At 62.2% G+C, this 19,806-nt stretch carries 18 protein-coding genes and 1 pseudogene; 11 read left to right on the forward strand and 8 right to left on the reverse strand.

Features of this window, described 5'->3' with window-relative positions; genetic code table 11:
• Window positions 1-312: 312 nt before the first annotated feature.
• On the forward strand, window positions 313-2,148 hold the full coding sequence (locus DWQ09_02280) for a feruloyl-CoA synthase (protein KAA3629977.1): 1,836 nt from the start codon (window positions 313-315) through the stop codon (window positions 2,146-2,148).
• Between the two features lie 12 nt (window positions 2,149-2,160).
• A complete protein-coding gene (locus tag DWQ09_02285) occupies window positions 2,161-3,837 on the forward strand; it encodes an acyl-CoA dehydrogenase (GenBank protein ID KAA3629978.1) in 1,677 nt (558 codons plus the stop codon).
• Here the strand turns inward: DWQ09_02285 and DWQ09_02290 are convergent.
• The 3 genes from DWQ09_02290 to amrS all read right to left on the reverse strand — a co-directional run bounded on the left by DWQ09_02290 (window position 3,834) and on the right by amrS (window position 6,679).
• Window positions 3,834-4,643 carry an enoyl-CoA hydratase gene (locus DWQ09_02290; GenBank protein ID KAA3629979.1) on the reverse strand — a complete coding sequence of 270 codons (810 nt, stop codon included), beginning with the start codon at window positions 4,641-4,643 and terminating at the stop codon, window positions 3,834-3,836. The genes DWQ09_02285 and DWQ09_02290 overlap by 4 nt on opposite strands.
• Window positions 4,615-5,379 carry an SDR family NAD(P)-dependent oxidoreductase gene (locus tag DWQ09_02295; protein KAA3629980.1) on the reverse strand — a complete coding sequence of 255 codons (765 nt, stop codon included), beginning with the start codon at window positions 5,377-5,379 and terminating at the stop codon, window positions 4,615-4,617. Before DWQ09_02295 ends, DWQ09_02290 begins: the two co-directional genes overlap by 29 nt.
• A gap of 208 nt (window positions 5,380-5,587) precedes the next feature.
• A complete protein-coding gene (gene amrS, locus DWQ09_02300; protein KAA3629981.1) occupies window positions 5,588-6,679 on the reverse strand; it encodes an AmmeMemoRadiSam system radical SAM enzyme in 1,092 nt (363 codons plus the stop codon).
• A 158-nt stretch (window positions 6,680-6,837) separates the two neighbouring features.
• Between amrS and amrB the strand changes: the two are divergent.
• A pseudogene (gene amrB / locus DWQ09_02305) lies at window positions 6,838-8,173 on the forward strand (AmmeMemoRadiSam system protein B).
• A 75-nt stretch (window positions 8,174-8,248) separates the two neighbouring features.
• Here the strand turns inward: amrB and DWQ09_02310 are convergent.
• Window positions 8,249-9,172, reverse strand: coding sequence for a pentapeptide repeat-containing protein (locus DWQ09_02310; protein ID KAA3629982.1), 924 nt, complete (start codon window positions 9,170-9,172; stop codon window positions 8,249-8,251).
• A gap of 124 nt (window positions 9,173-9,296) precedes the next feature.
• On the opposite strand from DWQ09_02310, the gene DWQ09_02315 reads away from it, so the two are divergent.
• The 3 genes from DWQ09_02315 to DWQ09_02325 all read left to right on the forward strand — a co-directional run bounded on the left by DWQ09_02315 (window position 9,297) and on the right by DWQ09_02325 (window position 12,140).
• Window positions 9,297-10,538, forward strand: a complete 1,242-nt coding sequence (locus tag DWQ09_02315; protein ID KAA3629983.1) for a flagellar hook-length control protein FliK — start codon at window positions 9,297-9,299, stop codon at window positions 10,536-10,538.
• Window positions 10,535-10,831, forward strand: a complete 297-nt coding sequence (locus DWQ09_02320; GenBank protein ID KAA3629984.1) for a flagellar protein FhlB — start codon at window positions 10,535-10,537, stop codon at window positions 10,829-10,831. The genes DWQ09_02315 and DWQ09_02320 overlap by 4 nt, the downstream gene beginning before the upstream one ends.
• Window positions 10,832-10,955: 124 nt before the next feature.
• Window positions 10,956-12,140, forward strand: a complete 1,185-nt coding sequence (locus tag DWQ09_02325; GenBank protein KAA3629985.1) for a DUF2219 family protein — start codon at window positions 10,956-10,958, stop codon at window positions 12,138-12,140.
• Window positions 12,141-12,191: 51 nt separating this feature from the next.
• Here the strand turns inward: DWQ09_02325 and DWQ09_02330 are convergent, their stop codons facing one another.
• Window positions 12,192-13,076 carry a lipid A biosynthesis acyltransferase gene (locus DWQ09_02330; protein KAA3629986.1) on the reverse strand — a complete coding sequence of 295 codons (885 nt, stop codon included), beginning with the start codon at window positions 13,074-13,076 and terminating at the stop codon, window positions 12,192-12,194.
• A gap of 288 nt (window positions 13,077-13,364) precedes the next feature.
• On the opposite strand from DWQ09_02330, the gene DWQ09_02335 reads away from it, so the two are divergent.
• The 3 genes from DWQ09_02335 to DWQ09_02345 all read left to right on the forward strand — a co-directional run bounded on the left by DWQ09_02335 (window position 13,365) and on the right by DWQ09_02345 (window position 15,489).
• Window positions 13,365-13,724, forward strand: a complete 360-nt coding sequence (locus DWQ09_02335; GenBank protein ID KAA3629987.1) for a hypothetical protein — start codon at window positions 13,365-13,367, stop codon at window positions 13,722-13,724.
• A 496-nt stretch (window positions 13,725-14,220) separates the two neighbouring features.
• Window positions 14,221-14,562 (forward strand): hypothetical protein, encoded by a 342-nt coding sequence (locus tag DWQ09_02340; GenBank protein ID KAA3629988.1) that lies wholly within the window; start codon window positions 14,221-14,223, stop codon window positions 14,560-14,562.
• Window positions 14,563-14,571: 9 nt separating this feature from the next.
• Complete coding sequence (locus DWQ09_02345) at window positions 14,572-15,489, forward strand: hypothetical protein (GenBank protein KAA3629989.1); 918 nt, start codon at window positions 14,572-14,574, stop codon at window positions 15,487-15,489.
• 41 nt (window positions 15,490-15,530) lie between these two features.
• Here DWQ09_02345 and DWQ09_02350 read toward each other — a convergent pair whose 3' ends face one another.
• Window positions 15,531-16,346 (reverse strand): VacJ family lipoprotein, encoded by an 816-nt coding sequence (locus tag DWQ09_02350; protein ID KAA3629990.1) that lies wholly within the window; start codon window positions 16,344-16,346, stop codon window positions 15,531-15,533.
• 378 nt (window positions 16,347-16,724) lie between these two features.
• Here DWQ09_02350 and DWQ09_02355 point away from each other — a divergent pair, with 378 nt between their 5' ends.
• Both DWQ09_02355 and DWQ09_02360 read left to right on the forward strand, forming a co-directional pair.
• Window positions 16,725-17,126: a 6-carboxytetrahydropterin synthase gene (locus DWQ09_02355; GenBank protein ID KAA3629991.1), complete on the forward strand. Its 402-nt coding sequence runs from the start codon at window positions 16,725-16,727 to the stop codon at window positions 17,124-17,126.
• 43 nt (window positions 17,127-17,169) lie between these two features.
• Window positions 17,170-17,436 carry a class I SAM-dependent methyltransferase gene (locus DWQ09_02360; GenBank protein KAA3629992.1) on the forward strand — a complete coding sequence of 89 codons (267 nt, stop codon included), beginning with the start codon at window positions 17,170-17,172 and terminating at the stop codon, window positions 17,434-17,436.
• A gap of 19 nt (window positions 17,437-17,455) precedes the next feature.
• On the opposite strand, the gene DWQ09_02365 is transcribed toward DWQ09_02360, so the two are convergent.
• Both DWQ09_02365 and DWQ09_02370 read right to left on the reverse strand, forming a co-directional pair.
• Entirely contained in the window at window positions 17,456-18,388 is a 933-nt protein-coding gene (locus tag DWQ09_02365; protein KAA3629998.1) for a DMT family transporter, read from the reverse strand.
• 65 nt (window positions 18,389-18,453) lie between these two features.
• Window positions 18,454-19,392 carry an EamA family transporter gene (locus DWQ09_02370; protein KAA3629993.1) on the reverse strand — a complete coding sequence of 313 codons (939 nt, stop codon included), beginning with the start codon at window positions 19,390-19,392 and terminating at the stop codon, window positions 18,454-18,456.
• Window positions 19,393-19,806 lie beyond the last annotated feature (414 nt).

Consider the following 19,806-nt stretch of genomic DNA (forward strand, 5'->3'; position numbering starts at 1 on the left):
AAACTCAATTCACGAAGTAAACCAATGAAATTTACAGTTACGTAAAACTGCAACTAGGGCCTTGGATAAGGCAGTGCTATGATTTCCTCGGTGAGCGATAAGCCGATAACAAGATGATTTTACACTTCGTAAATCCTGCTTAGTTGCATTGCACCATCGAGGGCCGCACGGTCCATAATGGCGGAGGGCCGGATTTCGAACCTGGATTGACGAAGAAACGCTGCGGATCGGTACCGCTCTCCGGTACCGCAACAACCAACGATAATCCAGCGTTGTGCCCCATTATTGAGGTTGAATAGGAGGAGCCGAACCATGAGTACCCCACCGCGTTCAAAACTGCATTTTGCGCCTCCGGCAGTGGAATCCGAACCCCTGGCGGGCGGCGGCATGATACTGCGCTCGACGCAGCCGCTGGAGGCCTATGCGGATAATGTGCCGCTGCTGTTGCGCCACTGGGCCGAGGCGGCTCCCGAGCGCATCTTTCTCGCCGAACGGGGTGCGGACGGGGCATGGATCACGCTCAGCTATGCTGAGGTACGCCTTCAGGTCGATGCCATAGCGCAGGCCCTGCTCGACCGCAAGCTGCGGCCCGAAGCACCGCTCATGATTCTCTCGGACAACGGTATCGGCAACGCGCTGATGCAACTGGGTGCGATGACCGCCGGCATCCCCGCCGCACCGATCTCGCCGGCCTATTCGCTGATGTCGCAGGATCACTCCAAGCTCAAGCACATTTTTTCGCTGCTGCGCCCGCAGCTGATTTACATCGCCGACGGGCAGAAATTTGCCAACGCACTGGGCGCACTCGATGTGTCCGATGTCGAGGTGGTGGTCAGCGCCAACCCGATCGCGGGGAGGGAGTGCACGTCACTGACGTCGTTGCTGAGTACGCCGGTCACTCCGGCCGTGGATGAGGCACTCATCCGGGTCGGCCCCGATAGCATCGCCAAGATCCTTTTCACCTCCGGCTCGACGGGACTGCCCAAGGGGGTCATCAACACGCAGCGCATGCTCTGCTCCAACCAGCAGGCGATCGTGCAGCTCTGGCCGTTTCTCAAGGAGCGGCCGCCGGTGGTGGTGGACTGGCTGCCCTGGAACCACACCTTTGGCGGCAATCACAACTTCAACCTGGTGTTGTTCAACGGCGGTTCACTCTATGTGGACAACGGCAAGCCGGTGCCGGGTCTGATCGAGAACACGGTGGCCAATCTGCGCGAGATCTCGCCCACGCTCTATTTCAACGTGCCGCGCGGGTTCGATGTGCTGCTGCCGTTCCTGGAGCAGGACAGCACCCTGCGCGACAACTTCTTCCGCGAGCTGGACCTGATCTTCTACGCCGGCGCCGCGCTGCCGCAGAATCTGTGGGAACGGCTGGAAGCGTTGTCGATCCAGGCGCGTGGCGAAAGAGTGCACATGGTCTCGGCCTGGGGCTCCACGGAGACCGCGCCCATGGTCACCACTGTCCATTTCCCCATCGACCGCGCCGGTGTGATCGGACTGCCCGCCCCGGGCACCGCGCTCAAGTTCGTCCCCAACAGCGGCAAACTGGAGCTGCGTGTGCGCGGGCCCAATATAACGCCCGGCTACTGGCGCAACCCGGAGCAGACCCGCGAGGCTTTCGACGCGGACGGCTACTACTGCATAGGCGACGCCGGCAAGCTCGTCGACCCGCAGGATCCCGCGCAGGGTGTGGTATTCGACGGTCGCGTCGCCGAGGACTTCAAGCTCAGCTCGGGCACGTGGGTACATGTGGGCAGCGTACGCGTGGAGGCGATCGCCGCCACTGCGCCGGTGGTTCAGGATGCCGTGGTCACCGGCCATAACCGTGACGAAATCGGTCTGCTGGTATTTCCCAACCCTGCCGGGTGCAAAAGCCTGTGCCCCGATGCATCCACCGCTATGGCACCCGGTGATCTGATCCAGCGCCCCGAAGTCCGTGAAAAATTGCGCGCGGGCCTGGCGAGTTACAACCGCGGCAAAAGCAACAGCCAGCGCATCGCCCGCGCGCTGCTGATGGCGGAACCACCGGATATCGATGCCAACGAGATCACCGACAAAGGCTACATCAACCAGCGGGCGGTGCTGGAACGGCGCGCAGAACTGGTGGAGCGCCTCTACGCGGGCGGCGGCGATGTGCTCGTGCTCTAGCAAGGACACCCGATGAACGATTTCCGCAGCCCCGTCGACGATATTCTCTTCACCCTGGAGCACGGCGCCGATGCCGCGCGCCTGCCCGACTGGGATCCCGATCTGGCCGCCGAGATCGTCGGGCACGCCGCCCGCTTCATTGACGAGCGCATCGCCCCCCTCGATCCGCTGGGCGACGGCGAGGGGGCACGACTGGAATCGGGGCGCGCCCGACTGCCCGCACCCTTCGTTGCTGCCTATCGTGACTACGCCGCCGCCGGCTGGCCCGGTCTGACGGCACCCGAGGCCTATGGCGGACAGAGTCAGCCCGAAGTGCTCGGTGGTGTGGTCTCCGAACTGCTCTCCGGCGCCTGCGTCGGACTGCAGACCCTGCTGTCGCTGGGGCAGGGGTCCGCGCGCACGCTGTTGCGCCACGGCTCCGATCACCAGAAGGCGCGCTACCTGCCGCGACTGGTCTCCGGCGAGTGGCTGGCCACCATGTGCCTGACGGAACCGGCGGCGGGTTCCGACCTGGGACGTATCAGCACCGTGGCAACCCCGGAGGGTGATGGCTGGCGTCTGAGCGGCACCAAGATTTTCATCACCGGCGGCGACCAGAATCTCACCGACAACATTCTGCACCTGGTGTTGGCGCGCACCGCCGGCGCACCGGCTGGGGTGAAAGGGCTGGCACTCTTTCTCTGCCCGGCCGTGCTCGAGGATGGTTCGCGCAACGCGGTGGCCGTGATGCGCCTTGAGGAGAAGATGGGACTACACGCCTCGCCCACCTGCCAACTGGCCTTCGACGGCGCACAAGCGGAAATCCTCGGCGCTCCCGGTGAGGGACTGGCGCGCATGTTCACCATGATGAACGCCACGCGGCTGGATGTCGGGCTGCAGGGGGTCGGGCTCGCGGAGGCTGCCAGTCAGCGCGCCTGGCGCTATGCCGCCGAGCGCGTGCAGGGGCGCAGCGGCCGTAGCGGCGAAAGCGCCGATCCCATCTTCCGTCACGGCGACGTGCAGCGCATGCTGCTCCACCAGCAGGCGCTGACCGCCGGGTGCCGCGCCCTCTCCTATCGCACCGCCGTCGATCTGACGCTCGGCGATCAGCCCGCCCTCATCGAATTCCTGACGCCGGTCTGCAAAGCATTCTGCACCGACTCGGCGCTGCTGGCGGCCAATCTCGCGCTGCAGGTCCACGGGGGATACGGCTACACCCGCGAGTATCGGGTCGAGCAGGTACTGCGTGATACGCGCATCACTCTCATCTACGAAGGCACCAATGGCATCCAATCGATGACTCTGGCGGGAAGGTTGTTGCACGCCGCCAACGGCGCGTGTGTTGCGGCCTTCGAGGAGGAGATCGGCAGACAGATCGCGGCCATCCAGGCGGCCGATCATGACGCCATGGCGCAGGCGGTGACCATCGCGCTGGAGCAGTGGCGGCGCGCCACCAACGTTCTGCTGTCCGCCGCCGACCCCGCCCCGGTGGCCGAGGCTTACCTGCGCCTGACCGGCCTGGTCGCTTTTGGCGCGGTGTGGGGATTGATGGAGAGGGGTTTCGCCGCAACGGCGAATCCCCCGCGGTGGCAGGCACTGGCCGATTTTGTGCGCCTGCGCCTGTTGCCCGAGACCGCCTGGCTCGCCGAGGTCATCAGCAACGGCGACCAGTACGCGCCGGCCGCCGAAGAGGTGTTCAGCGGCGCTTAATCGTCGAACTTCGCTTCGCGCTTTTCGAGAAAGGCGCGCATCCCTTCGCGGGCGTCCTCGCTGGTCTGCGTCAGCGCGGCGGCCAGCGACTCGGTGAACAGGCCTTCGGTCATCGGCATGTTATCGATTCGCGCCAGGGCATTGAGCATCATGTAGTTGGAAGCCGGGGCATTGCCGGCGATGGTGCGCGCCAGCGCAAAGGCACGCTGCTCGGCTTCTCCCTCTCCCACCAGATAGTGCGACACCCCCAGCGCCTGCCCCTCCTCGGCGCTGTAGCGGCGCCCGGTGAGCATCATCTCGCGGGTGCGGTCGGCACCGATCACACGCGCCAGGCGCACACTGGCACCCCCGCCGACGAAGATGCCACGGCGCCCTTCGGGCAGTTCGTAGAAGGTGCTCGGTTCGGCGATACGCACATGGGTGGTCATGCACAGCTCCAACCCGCCGCCGATGACCGCGCCGTGCAGTACCGCGATGATGGGCAGCCCGCCGAACTCCATCAGATTGCCGGTCTCGTGCCAGAACTGGGAGTGGCGCATCACATCCAGCGCGCTGCGCTCGCGATGCTCGGAGAGATCGAGCCCGGCGCTGAAGTGCTTGCCGTTACCGCGCAGCACAACCGCTTTGACCGCCGCCGGCGGTTTGGAGAAGAAACGGTGAAAACTCTCGATGAGCTCATCGTTGACCGCATTGCGTTTCTGCGGCCGATCGATGGTGAGCACCGCGATATCACCCTGCTGCTCGTAGAGCAGATGCTTCAGTTCCATGTTTGATTCCTCAACGTGGCGGCAGGCGCAGCGCGCCATCGAAACGGATCACTTCACCGTTCAGGTATTCGTTCTCCACCAGATCCACCACCAGGCGCGCGAACTCATCGGGACGCGCCAGACGTTTGGGGAACGGCACCGAGGCGCCCAGCGCCGTCTGAATCTCTTCCGGCAGACCCGCCATCATGGGCGTGTCCACCAGGCCGGGGGCGACGGTGAGCACCCGCACCCCGAACTGCGCCAGCTCGCGCGCGGCGGGCAGCGTCAGGCTCACGATGCCGCCCTTGGAGGCGCTGTAGGCCGACTGTCCCACCTGACCATCGTAGGCGGCAATGGATGCGGTGTTGATGATCACACCGCGCTCGCCGCTGTCACCCAGCGGCTCGGTGGTGCTCATGGCTGCCGCCGCCAGACGCAGGACATTGAAAGTGCCGATGAGGTTGATCTCGATGACGCGGCGAAACTCCTCCAAGGGCATCGGCCCTTCCTTGCCGACGATGCGTTTGGCGGTGCCGACACCGGCACAATTGACCGCGATCCGCGCCACGCCGTGATGGGTCGCGGCCTCGGCCAGCGCGCGTTCAATGGAGGCGGCATCAGCCACATCGCACCCAAACGCCTGGCCGCCGATCTCAGCCGCCAACTTCGCAGCGCGCGCCTGCTCGCGGTCGAGGACCGCAACACGCGCACCCTTCGCCGCCAGGGCACGGGCCGTCGCCTCTCCCATCCCCGAAGCGCCGCCGGTAACGATTGCAGCACTGCCATTGATCTTCATCCGCGTCTCCCTGGAAGGCACACCATTCCAGCGCGTGCCGGGTTCGATTGTTGGTCTTCCACTTTTCGTGCTTCTCCGCGTAAGTATCACGCGCGCTACGGTGCGTCAATCACCGCCACTGACACCGGCGGGTAGATCCCAGCCACCAACGCCGGCTGATATTCTCCATTGAAAATAAGCTGTTATAGGATCTCGCTGGAAACCGGACTTATTGCGCGAGGCGCATATCGATAGGCATGCGCCGTGACCCCCAGACGCCGGGTTTGGCTTCGAAGACACCCGCGCACTGTGCCCCGCAGGCCTGGCAGCATCCCCTGGCTGTCAGTCCCCAATAGCCCAGTTCGTACCAGTCGCGCTCGATGAGCAACTGGCCGCACTGATGGCAATAGGTGCTGCCGCCACCGCGATCATGGACATTACCGGTATAGGCATAGCGCACGCCGTTGTTGCGCGCGATCTCGCGGGCGCGGGTGAGGGTGCGTGCGGGCGTCGCGGGGAGATCCTGCATCTTCCAGTCGGGGTGAAAGGCGGAGAAGTGCATCGGCACGTCAGGCCCCAGGTTCTCCACCACCCACTGGGTCATGCGCTGCAGCTCCTCTTCGCTGTCGTTGAGCCCGGGAATCAGCAGCGTGGTGAGTTCGATCCAGACCGAAGTCTCGAGATGGAGGTACTGCAACGTCTCCAGTACCGGTTGCAGGTGGCCGCCGCACACCTTGCGGTAGAAATCCTCGGTGAAGGCTTTCAGATCGACGTTGGCGGCATCCATGTCGCGGAAGAACTCCTCGCGTGCCTGCTCGGTGATATAGCCCGCGGTAACCGCCACCGACTTCACGCCCGCTTCGCGACAGGCCCTGGCCACGTCCACCGCGTATTCGAGAAAAATCACCGGATCGTTATAGGTAAAGGCAACGCTGCGGCAGTCGAGCTTTTTCGCCACCGCCGCGATCTTTTCGGGTGAAGCGCTGGCAGCCAGGATATCCGTTTCGCGCGATTTGCTCATGTCCCAGTTCTGGCAGAACTTGCAGGCGAGATTGCAACCCGCCGTGCCAAAGGAGAGGACCGGCGTACCGGGCAGAAAATGGTTGAGCGGTTTTTTCTCGATGGGATCGATGCAAAACCCGCTGGAGCGCCCATAGGTGGTCAGCACCATTTGATCACCTTCGCGCTTGCGCACGAAGCACAGCCCCTGCTTACCCTCGTGAAGATGGCAGAAACGCGGACAGAGATCGCACTGGATGCGCCCGTCATCCAATGCATGCCAATAGCGTCCCGGGACGGGAGCAATCTCCGGTGCGTTCATTTTCACTACCCTCCTGTCACTTATGCTAGCTCATCTTCGGCAAGCACGTGACAGGTGCCTATACTCAGAGTGAGTCGAGATATCAGATGTTGCGCACGCTTTGCACACCGCTCCAGACTAGAGAGCGGGCGCGAGCACCCAACTGAGGAGCGAACGCCATGAGCGGTATTCGAATGCCGGCGGTGGCAGGTATGTTCTACCCCAATGACCCCGCCGAATTACATGCAATGGTCGCAGGGTATTTGCAGGATGCGAAACCCGGGCCTGCCCCCAAAGCGCTGATAGCGCCCCATGCCGGCTATATCTACTCGGGACCCATCGCCGCCACCGCCTACAAGCGGCTGGCCGCCGCACGCGACACCATTCGCCGTGTGGTATTGATGGGACCCTCTCATCGGGTGCCCTTCCGTGGTATTGCGGCCAGTTCGGCTGATACCTATCGCACACCGCTGGGGGACATACCGGTGGATCACGCCGCGCTCGCGGCAATCGGCATGCTGCCCCAGGTGATCGAACTCGACGAAGCCCATGCACTGGAGCACAGCCTGGAAGTACACCTGCCCTTTCTGCAGGAGGTGCTAGGTGAGTTCACCCTGGTGCCGCTGGTCGTCAGCGATGCCTCGGCCGATGAAGTCGCCGAGGTACTGGAGCTTTTGTGGGGTGGACCGGAGACACTGATCGTCATCAGTTCCGACCTCAGCCACTATCACAACTACGACATCGCGCAGCAGATGGACACCGCCACCTCGCTGGCCATCGAGAGGCTGGAGCCGCAAAAGATAAGCTACGAAGGCGCCTGTGGCCGTATCCCGGTAAGCGGGCTGCTGAGTTTGGCGCAACGCCACGGCCTGCAGGCCGAAACCATCGATCTGCGCAACTCCGGCGATACCGCCGGACCGCGTAACCAGGTGGTGGGGTACGGTGCGTATGTCTTCCAATAGCTACACCGGGGAAGAACGCGATCTGCTGCTGAAAACCGCCGGTGACTCCATCGACCACGGCCTGCTCCATGGCTGTGCGCTGAAGGTCGACGCCAGTGACTATCCCGAGGCGTTGCGTGACCAGCGCGCCACCTTCGTCACATTGACCATCAACAAACAACTGCGCGGCTGCATCGGCGTACTCGAAGCACGCATGCCGCTTATTGTCGACGTGGCCAACAACGCCTATTCGGCTGCCTTTTCCGACCCGCGCTTTCCACCGTTGGGCAAACTCGAGCGCGGGCGACTCGAAATCAAGATATCGATCCTGACACCTCCCGAAGCTCTCGCGTTTGACTCGGAAGAGGATTTGATCGAGAAGCTGCGTCCCGGAGTCGACGGTCTGATACTGGAGGAAGGATCGCATCGCGGCACCTTCCTGCCCGCGGTGTGGGAATCGCTGCCCGACCGGCGGGAGTTTCTCAGCCATCTCAAACAGAAAGCGGGGCTTGCCCCAAACTATTGGTCGGATCGAATGCAGGTGCAGCGGTATCGCGCGGTGGAAATCAGTTGAAGTGGTTCCGCGTTGGCTGGAGAGTGGAAGCAGCCGACAATCCCGGTGTCATACCAACGACGCCTGCTGTGCAGTCTACTTCTTGCCGGCGATCAAACACCCGCCAACAGAACCCATCCCGCACAACGATTGATCGGGCCACACGGCCTTGTCGAAACGCGCGCCGTCGAGTTTGGCATCCACCATCACTGCCCCGGTCAGATCGGCATAGGAGAGGTCGGCGCCGCGCAGATCGGCGCTGGTAAGGTTGGCGCCGCGCAGATTGGTGCCCACCAGTTGTGCTTTGGCAAGATCGGCGCCGGTCAAATCCGCTTCGCTGAGCACCGCGTAGGAGAGGTCGGCACCCGCCATCAGACCAAAACGCAGCCGCGATCTGGCGAGATTGGCGTTGCGTGCACTGGCGGCACGCAGATCGGCCCCTTCCAACTGCGAGCCGTCGAGTTGGCAGGTATCCCAGACGATGCCTGAGCGCGGCGGTGCATTGCACTCGCGCGCCACCTCGGTGGTCTGCGGCTTGGCGAGAAAATAAGCGATCACCACAGCCGCGACCAGCACCGCGGCGACACTGATCTGCCAGCGGTAGTTGGGGCGCTGCGTACGCAGCTCCTGAATCAGCTCAGCTTTGGTGAGGCGGTGCTGGACCACCTCCATGTTCTCGTCACGGCGGCGGTCGCTGCGATCGCGACGCTCCCAGTCCTTGGGTTCCGGCAGCCCCGGCGCGAGACGGCGGTCGGGATCGAGGCGCTCATCCTCGCGCAGACGGGCGCGCTCCAGCCGCTGGTAGTCTTCGGGGGTTTCGAGGTTCTTCGCCACGTCCGGGATCACCGCGTCGGTATCGCGCACGCGCGACCAGGTCTCGCCGTCGGGGCTCACCTCGTCGCTGTCACGCAGGCGCCCCAGCAGCACATAGCGGCGAATCTGTCCGATCGGAAAGGGCCCCTTGGTCTGCCCATCGCGGCGGGTATACCAGATATGGCTTTTGGTCTTATCGTCCGGCATGGAACTGTGTCTGTTTCAACGCTATTGTAAAACCCGATTAGATCAGAGGTTGCTCAAGTTGACCAAACCGTGATCGCTATACTGCTATGACGGTCGCAAGAAAGATATCTGAATAGCACCCGACATGAACCTGCCCCCCATCGACCTTCCCCCGTTATCAAAGGGCGATCCACTGACTCCGCAAACGCTGCCCTCGGCGGTTCGCGGCTGGCAGGTGGGGCAGGTCCTGCATGCCACGGTCGTCAACCGCCCGACGACGCAGACCGCCACGCTGCGATTCGGCGCCAACGAGGTGCCTGTGCGGACCGGTATCCCGCTTGCGACGGGCGCACCGGTCAGGGTCAGAGTCGATACTATCGGTGTGACGATCACGCTGCGCCTGTTGGGCGGCACACCGGGTGCGGATACGACCCGAAACGATGCTTTGCGCGCCGCCCTCCCGCGGCAGCAATCGTTCGCCCCGCTGTTGGCGAACCTCAGCCGCCTGATCGCACCGCGGAATGGCGCCTCCACGACATCCGCTGCGCCGGCACTGCCGCCCTCCGTGTTCAAACTGGCACAGCAACTCTTCGACGCCCTGCCCGAAGCGCGGCGCCTCGCCACCCCGGAGGGCGTCAGACAGGCGATACGCGACAGCGGCACGCTTGCCGAAGCCAGACTGGCGGCAAATGTCGATCGGGGAACCAGCCCGGCGATGGGCGACACCAAGCTCAATCTGGTACGGCTGCTCGATAGCCTGCGGGCGCTGCTGCGCGCCCCCGCCACCATGGCGGAACCGGCATCCCTCAAACCGCTGCCACTGCCCTTGTCCATCGCACCACCGTTGCGCGATCAGCCGCCCGTGGCGCAAGCGCGCGTCCCGCCCTCGATCGTGCAATTGCTGGAGGACAACGTCTCGCAGCTGCGTATCGTGCAGGAGCTGACAGCTCAGCTCGAGGGTGCTTTGGCGCGACTGCAGATCAGCCAGATCTCATCGCTGCCCAGCGAACAGAACCCCACCCAGATCTGGGTGGCGGAGGTGCCCGTGCGTCAAGGACAGCAGACGGATCTGTTCCAGTTTCGCATCGAGCACCGCCGCCCGGCCGGCGCACAGGCCGAAGAGTACTGGAGCATTACCTTCGCCTTCGAACTCGAGGAGTTGGGCGCGGTGCGCGCACGCGTGGTCTTCTACCAACAGGAGTTGAGCGCCACCCTGTGGGCTGAGCGCCCAGCAACCGCACGCAAATTCAAGGAGCATCTGGACGAGCTGCGCAATCGAATCGAAAAACACGGGCTTCCGGTGCGCAGTCTGGAATGTCTGGCGGGCATCCCCGATTCCAACCCGCCACCCTCTTCCGCCGCTGGCCTGATCGACGAACAGGCATGAGCGACAAATCGACGCCGAACGATATCGCGGTTGCCCTCGAATACGACGGGGAGAGCGCGCCGCGCGTCACCGCCAAGGGCGAGGGCGAAATCGCGCAGCAGATCATCGACCTGGCACGCGAGCACGGAGTACCGCTGCAGGAAAATCCGGAACTGGTGCGCCTGCTGCGCCGCATCCCCCTGGGCGATGAGATTCCCGAAGCGCTCTACTACACCGTGGCCGAAGTGATTGCCTTCGCCTACATCATCGCCGGACGCTTCCCGGCGGAATTTGCCCCAGAGCAAACCGATTAATTGTGCAGCCTGTTACTGGCCACATCGTCTACACTTGCAGTCATGACGCCTCTGCGTCGACACGGAGATCGCATCACTCCCGGTACAGGTTCTAACAGGCGGTAGCTGCAATACAAAGAACAAGATGTCGCCGTTCACCACAATAGTCCGTCGTACCGAAGGAGCGGCAAGCGCGCCGGATCTCCTACCTCTGCCAGCGCGTTTGCGGAAAACCCTACGCCGCGGGATCGGCGCAGACGCCGTCGCTCTGCTGCTTGTCGCAGCCTGCTGCGCGTCTTCTCAGACGGTATTCGCGTCACATTCCGTCACTCCACCCGCGGAAGCCTACGCTTCGGGATGGAGCCTGTACCTCGACAACGATCGGCTCTCGCTGACCGAATCGGACGAGGACTACACCGCCGGATTTTCGCTGGTGCTCGCTGGCCGGCGGGCGCGCGACCACCGGCTTTCGCTAGACGGCATGTTGGGCCGTGTCAATCGCTGGCTGGGGGTTCAGGAACATTTCGCCGGCGAAACCACGCAGCGCTATCACAGTTTCGGTTTCGGGATGGCGGCCTTCACGCCGAAGGAGATCAGCGATCCCGCGCCGCGCTTCGACCAACGTCCTTACGCCTGCCTTGCCTTTATGCACAACACCCGGCAAACGGTGATTCTCGCTCGCGACGCCAGCTACCTCACCAGTCTGGTCGCCGGACTGCTCGGCACCAACCTCTGCGAAGGCATCCAGGATTTCATTCACGATGCAACCAATGGTGTCGAGGCGCGGGGTTGGTCGCATCAGATATCCGAGGGTGGAGAGCCGACGCTGCTCTGGCGTGGCGGTCGTCAGAAGCTGATCCACGAAGGCCTGAGCGGTGACTCACACCACCAGATCACCTGGACGGCAGACGCCCAATTGGGGTACGTGACCGACATCGGCGCCGGAATCTCGTGGCGTTGGGGGAACTTGCGCACCCCTTGGTGGAGTTTCAATCCGCAGCACGCCGAATACGCACCGCTGGGACCTCCGCAGATCCCGCGCCAACCCGTAGCCGCTCACCAGGCGGTCGAATCCTACGTCTGGGCGGGAGGAACGGTGCGCTATCGTCTTTACAATGCGCTGTTGCAGGGTCAGTTCCGCGACAGCGAGGTGGAGATCTCCAGCGGCCGGCTGAACTCTGCGTTACTGGAACTCTGGATGGGTTTCGCCCACGAGTTTCGCTCCGGCTACGAACTCAGTCTGAGCATCCGGGTACGCAGCAACGAGTTCGACGGCCCCGGTGAAAAAAGCATCGCCTGGGGCAGTTTGGCTTTCAGGCACCTGTTCTAGGACCGGGCGTTCGACCGGGTCGCGGTGCGAAGCGCTCCAACTACGCTCCGTTCAATCGTCAACAAACACCTGGTGTTTCGCCAGTTCCTCGGGCGTGAACTTGAAGCGTCGGTAGGTCCATTGGTATTGCGTCGGGCATTGACGCACGCAGGACTCAATATCGGCGTTGACCAGCGCGGTGACTCCCTCCAGATCCAGACCTTCCGACGCCCCTCCCGCTGCGCGTAGATACACGTGAAATCCCGCTCCCCGCGGCAGCCGTTCGGCATAGGCGTAGATAATCTCGGCCCCGCTCTTTTGAATCAGGCGCCCCACCAGAGTCATGGTATAGGTCTGCTGACCGAAGAAAGGCACATGGATGCCGGTACCGGGCCGGGGATTCTGATCGGGCAGAATGCCGACGGTCTCCCCGTGCGCCAGCGCCTGATACATCGCCCGCAATCCCCTGGTATCGGTCGGCACCAGGCGGGCGCCGAAACGCTGCCTGCCCGCCAGCATCATCGCCTCCAGTGCTGCTGATGCAGGGGGTTTGTAGAGCGTGGTCATCGGTTGCAGGGATGAGCAGTACGATGCCGCCAGCTCCCAGCTGCCGAGATGCGGCATGACGATGATCACGCCCCGCCCCTGGGCCAGCGCCTGGGTCAAGACCTCGCGTCCGGTCACCTCGCGGATCAGACCCAGCAACCTGGGTCCCGGCCAGTTCCATAGCGCTGCGGTCTCCAGGAAGGATTTCGCCGTTTCGATCAACGTAGCGCGCACCATGCTCCGTTGTTGCCGCGCTGACAACTCGGGAAAACAACGCGGAATGTTCTCCCACACATTGCGCCGCGAGCGCGTCGGCAGCCACTGCGCCAACCAACCGACCACCGCGCCAAGGGCATGCAGTGCCCGCAGGGGCAGGTACGACAGCAGTTTCAACAGTTGGGCAAGTAACATGGCTTAGCGAATGTGGCGAGTCGGGGAATCTCTGTTTTTCTTGACAGTTCGGCGGCTGCCTTTGGGCAGTCCCGCCGTCGCACCCGGTCAAGTATAAAGAAACCGAACGGCTCGTGACGAAAAAGGTCCCTCCCCAATCTCGGCGCGTTAGTCACCTTACTGAACTTCATCCCGAATTGAGATGATCGGGGTATGGGTGTAGAAAGGAATGACCACTCCATCGAGGTATTCAATCGGGGGCAGGCCGCGCAAAACAGAATTCAAGCGTCGATAAAAATAGGCGAGTCAATGAGCAAATCAATCAAAGCAGCCCTGCTCTCCGCGCTGCTCTTTCCCGGCATCGGGCATTTTTACTTGAAGAAACCGATCCCCGGTACGGTATTGGCGGTTACCGCCTTCGCGGCGCTCTACGTGCTGGTTTCAAATGCACTGGAGAGAGCGATGCAGATATCCGATCAAATTCTATCCGGTACCGTGCAACCGGATCCCGCAGCCATCAGCCAACTGCTGGCACAGCAACCGGCAGGTACCGAAGACACGCTACTTGGCATTGCTCCGGCGGCTCTCCTCACTGTTTGGCTCATTGGCATTGTCGGTGCCTTTCGCGCGGGTCGTGTGCATAGCAAGAGCGACTCGACGAACGGTTAGGCGTTGTATTCTTCAACGTGTTGCACGAAATGTTCGCCGCAGCGAGCGCAATCTGATGTTACTGTCGCGCTTTCCGATTCAGACCATCCATCAGTACCGGAACAACCAGAACCTATCTCAAAATCCCCCGCCGAAGATCTCGGCTGGGAGCGGCCGGTCCTCCATGCGACCATCGAGCACCCGGAACCGGGTGCTCTGCATGTCATCAACCTGCCCTGAAATCGCGCCTCGTATCCAACGTTCCGGGCCAGAAGGAGAACAACTACACTTGGGGGGAGCGCAGCCGGTTGGGCGGAGGGTTGCTTCCTGTCGTCCATCAAGAGCGTGGGACAGGCACGGGAGACGCGCATCCTGATCGACAGCCTGTTTGACCTGGATAACGCACCCTTTGTTTCCGAGTTCGCGGAGTAAAACGCCACTCGCGTTGAACCGGCGCGCAACCGAAGTCGACTTACCGCGCAGATAACCATCGCCAATTCCAACCTCGGAGCAGAAGATGAAGCCAACCCCGAAAGCGTTACATCAGGCGCTGTCTCTCGCCACAGCCGCCTTCATATCCCTGCCCTTCCAGATTGGAGCCGCACCCGCCGGCCCACAGAATCTGCAGCGCCGCATGGCACGCCGGATCATCAAACCCGCAACGGATGTCCGCGCCGGGCAGCGGCAACCCGGATTGCGCATCAAGCCCGGCAAAAGGATCAAACCGGGGGAGCGCGTAACACCGGGTGTCCGGATAAAGCCCGGCGTTCGGACGCTTCCCGGACATCGCATCCTGCCGCGCGAAGAGCGCAAACCCGAAACTCAACCGCCGAGCCCGGGAATTCGCTTCAAGCGATAAACAGCTGCCATGGCGGCGGAAACTGCGGGGATGAAGCGCATCGTCCCCGACTACGACGTGCCCGCGGCGCTGATGGTGCCGCACTACGCCTGCACCATCGATGGGGTACTCGAGACCATCGCCAACGCAGCGGCGCTGCATATCGGCGTGATCCTGCTGTCGGGCGATCCAGCAGCGTCCCGCACCTTGGTCGCCAACCACCCGCTGCCCGATCACTTCTCCATCATCGCCGCCCCCTTCGATACGCCATGGATACGCGACCGCTCACCGATTCCGGTGATCGGTGCCGATGGCGTGCAGTGGGTATTACCGCGCATGAACATGGCAGGGCGTGACCAGGATACGGTGCTGTTCGGCGCCATCAGCGTGAAAGAAAGCGAGCCCTGCGGATTGCTGGTAGCGCAGGGCAACCTCGTTGCCGGTCCCGGCGGAATTGCGCTCTCATCGTCACAGATTCTCAGTGACAACGGACTGGACGGCGTCGCGCAATTAGTGCCCTACCAGGCGCAATTGGGAATCGAGCACTGGATCGTCTTTGAACCGTTTCTCGAAGAGCAGACCCGCCATGCCGACGTGCACGCACGCTTTCTGAACGACGGTCTCCTGGCGTTGGCATGGAACGCGGGCAGCGCACATGACCGCGCGGTTGCTCGCGACATCGAAATACAGGTACGTGCCGTGCTGCCCGATATCACGGTGCTACGCATGCCGCTGCGCACCGCTGGCTCCCACTACGCGAGCCCGGTCAACTGGATACAGATCGAGCGCCGGTTGCTGGTGCCCCGGTTTCCGCTGACACCGGCGGAGGATTCAGTTCTGATTGGGGAGCTGCTGCGCGCACACGGATTCGACGTGGTCTTTATCGACTCGCCCACAACCGAATTCGGGGGTTCGTTACACTGCCTGACGGCATCGATCTACGTCTGAATCGGGTGACGCCGCCAACGACCGGGCGGCAACGAGCCCGTTCACTCCCTGGCCGCTTTGGGATCGTCTTCATCCTTGTCGATATCGAAGAAATCGTCGTCGGGGGGGTTCCCGTCGTAAACCAGCGCGCGGCGCTTCTGGAGATAGGACTCGCGCAGGAATATATAGGGATCGAGCGCCACTTTGCTCATTACGCGGCTGGCCCCCAGGAGATCGGCACGCGTGTCGATCGTGTCGAGAATGAACAACGTGTTTTCGCCCGCGGTGCTGTCCGAAACCTCTTCAAACGCTCTCCACTGCGATGCCTCGACCACATCGCCTGTGGTGTCGCGGATGGTGCTCGGGCCCAATACCGGCCACACCAGATAGGGTCCAGGACCCACGCCCCAATGCCCCAGGGTTTGTCCGAAATCTTCGTGATGCTTGTTCAATCCGAGCGGGGTCGCGACATCGAAGATGCCATAGATACCGAAGGTGCTGTTGATGACCAAGCGCCATAGATCCGACAGCGCCTGACCGAACTTGAACTGCAGTACATCGTTGGCCGTCACCCACACATCTTCAAGATTGCTGAAGATATTGGTGACGCCTTTGTTGACCGGATCCGGCGTAATGGCCACGTAGCCTTCAGCCACCGGTTTCAGAACAGCGCGATCCAAAGCATCATTGAACTTGTACATGGAGCGGTTGAAACTTTCGAAGGGATCTTTCGGATCACGCTCACCGGGCAGACTCGCGCAGCCCGACGCTATCAGCACAGACAGCGCTATGACCACCCAGGAGCGCCGTGGAGTATCGTTGGCGAACCCATCCGCACGATCATCCCTGTCTTTACCCAATCCACGAATAAAGCGCATCACACCACTCTTTATTTTTCATTCTTACCCGCCAGCGCCACTCCCGGGGACAGAGGCACGACACTGGACCCACTGTGCATGATCAGGTGAGCACTATTCAACGACGTGCGCTGCATGTCAAACCTTTAGCACCGTTTCACCGGGTTAGCGCTCGCCGTGAGCCGCTGTCCGCGGCTGGCCACCGGGTTGCGATTCTAGCGCAGAATCTGTCCTTGTCTCGGCTTTCGATACCAGAAGGTGGAGGCTTCGCCACGGCAGGCAACTGCCGCGAGCAGGGTTGCGATACCCGGCACCGGCACGAAACCGTGCATCCCGCAGTGGGATGTCGGAGAATATCGCTAGCGCCATCGTATTCCTCGTCACCGGACAGCGTTTCCTATGTACCAGGTCGTCAAAGAGATCGAGTTCTGTTATGGACACCGCCTGCTCAATCACCAGGGCAAGTGCCGCCACCTCCATGGGCACAACGCCCGTGCGCGCATCTTTCTTGAAAATGCCCAGCTCGACGAGCTGGGCATGGTATGCGATTTTGCAGAGGTGAACCGCATCGCGCGCACCTTCATCGACCAGGAACTCGACCACACCATGCTGATGCATTGCGATGATCCCTTCCTTCCTGCCATACAGCAGGCTGGCGAGCGGGTCTACGTGATGGAGAAGAATCCCACCGCCGAGAATATCGCCCGTCTGATCTTCGACGAGGTCCAGGCGCGCGGCTTGCCGGTAGTCGAAGTGCAGATCTGGGAGACCGGTACCGCCTACGCCACCTATCGACCGTGACCATACCGCCAATGCCCGCGCTCGATCCGACAGCCTGGTCGCGATGGCGCCGCGACGCTGCGCCGATCTACCCAACATCAGCTTGTGGGTCGGCGATGCCCACCAGCTCCGCGGCGAGTCGCTGAGCCACGATGTCGTCACGTGCATCCAGGTGCCGGGGTATCTGGCGCAGCCGCTCACCGCACTCCGGAAAATCCACCGCGTGTTGCGCCCGGGGTGGCGGAAAGTGCAGCGAATAGCCCGCTATTGCCAAGTTTTCCGACACCGAAATCGCCGCTTCCGGGCAACAGAATCACTGAACACGACTTGATCAGAGGTTTCCTGGTTCATCAGGACGGGATCGAACCTTCCGCCCGTCGCGCTATCCATCGTTGGTGAAAGCGGCGAGGGATGCGCCCATCGATGGTGGCGAGCCCCAATCCGATAACCCCAATGCCGACGAAGTGCCACACCGCCAACTGTTCATCCAGAATCAACGCGCCCAATAAAATGGCGCTGACCGGGATCAGGAAAGTGACCAGGAGAATATTGGTCGCCCCGGAAGTCGCCAGAATGCGAAAGTAGAGAATATAGGCCAGCGCGGTGGAGAGCAGCGCCAATCCCACAATAGCGCCCCAGATTTCGACGCCGGGGGCCGCAAGCAGCCAGGGGCGGTCCACCCACAATGCCAGCGGCAGCAACAATACGGTAGATGCGCTGACCTGCCCGGTGGACGCCACCAGCGGCGTGATGCCCCAGCGCGCAAACCGGCGTCCGAATACACCGGCCAGCGCGTACGAGAGCGCGGCGCCCAGCACCGCCAGCTGCGCCAGCACATTGACACCCAGACCGGAAAGTACCGACGGGCCGATCACGATGACCACTCCGACAAAACCCAGCACAACCCCGATGACCCGTCTGGCGGTCATGCGTTCATCGCTGGTCAGCAGGTGGGCCGCGACGACCGCGAACAGAGGTGTCGCTGCGGTGAGTATCGAGGCCAGGCCGCTGGTGATGTACGATTGGCCCCAGACGATGAGCGTGAAGGGCACCATGTTGTTGAGCAGCCCCATGCCGATGAAGGCCCTCCAGACGCGCAGTTCCGTGGGCAGGCGTTGTCCCAGGGTGAAGACCACGAAATTGAGCGCAATCGCTGCCAGGCCGACGCGCAGAATCACGATGGTCAGCAACGGCAATGCATCGACCACGACGCCGACGAAAAAGAACGAGCCGCCCCACAAAACCGACAATACGATCAAGGTGAGCCAACTGCCGAGGGTCATGGATTGATTGACCACGTTGGTGCTCCGAAGCGAGTGACGATAGCGTTGAATCTAGCGCGCGCGGGCTAGCCCTGACATTCCGGTTTTTGCGCAACGGTACTCCGGGTGCGCAATCGCAACCATCGCATCCACTGTTTCGGAGTGACGAGAATGATACCGTTACCGGCGAGCACCAGCGCCACACCGGCCAGGCTTTGCGTGCTCCACTGGTAGCCCTCGAACCATACCGAAAGCTGCAGCGCGACCACCGGGAACAGCAGCATGGCGTAGGCCGCCTTGTTGGCGCCAATCCGTCCCACCAGTGTCAGGTAGCAGCCAAAGGCGATGATCGACCCGAACACCGACAGGTAGAGCAGCGAGCCCATGTAGGGCAAAGACAGGTCGACGAGATACTCCTTACCGAACAGCCCCGCGATCACCAGCATGGTGAAACCACCGTACGCCATACCCAGCGCGTTAGTCTGCACCACCGGCAGCCGTTCACGCTGGTTGCGCACCGAGACGATATTGCCCAGCGAGGCCGAGTAGGTGCCAAGCAGCGCCAGGCCGATCGCGATCAACGTATTGTCGTCCAGGGCGACGCCGGTCAGCTCCGGCCAGAACACCAGGGCGATTCCCACCAATCCAATACCCGCTCCGATCACCACGTGCATCTGCACCGGCGTGCCCAACCAGAGTCGACCGTTGACGATATTCATCACAATAACCGACGAGAACAGCACGGCGATCAGGCCACTGGTGAGGTACTGGGTGCTGAGATAGATCAGCCAGTAGTTGAAACCGAACAGCAGCAGCCCTTGCAGCAGGATAAAGCGATGCGCACGCGCGCCGAATCTCAGGTGCAGCCCGCGCAGCGCACAGTAGGCGAGCAGCAGCACTGCGGCGAGGATGAAACGATAGGCTACCGATACCTGGGGGTCGACCACTCCCAGTTGAAATGTGATCCCCAGCCAGGTCGAACCCCAGATAAAGACCGTAGCCAGATAGAACAACACGTTGCCCATGCTCGATGCCTTTGCGTGCCTCAACAGATGGAATTCCAGCAGTTACGACACTACAGGCTCCACGAACCTGTAACCATGCACAATTGTCGGGAAATTGCGGGCGAACAGTTGGTCTCCGGCGTTCCGCGCATAACCCGGAATCGTATCTACGCCGCTCCGACGATCCTGGCCGGGGACTGGGATTTCGCTACCGGGCGGACGGCGTACTACCGCTTGACGTACTGCCGAACATTCTGGATGCGGTCGCCCAGCGCCTGAATCTGATTCTGCGAATTGATAGTAGAACTTATCTCATACATGGTCGCCCCTATTTGCCAAGCCCCCAAGGTAGTGATGGTGAGGAGGTAGAGATTGCAGCCATACATCCGGACTTTGTCTGAGGTAGATACCCCTGTCCCTGATGGAATCCGCTGA

The organism is Pseudomonadota bacterium, assembly GCA_008501635.1.
Lineage (GTDB): Bacteria > Pseudomonadota > Gammaproteobacteria > QQUJ01 > QQUJ01 > QQUJ01.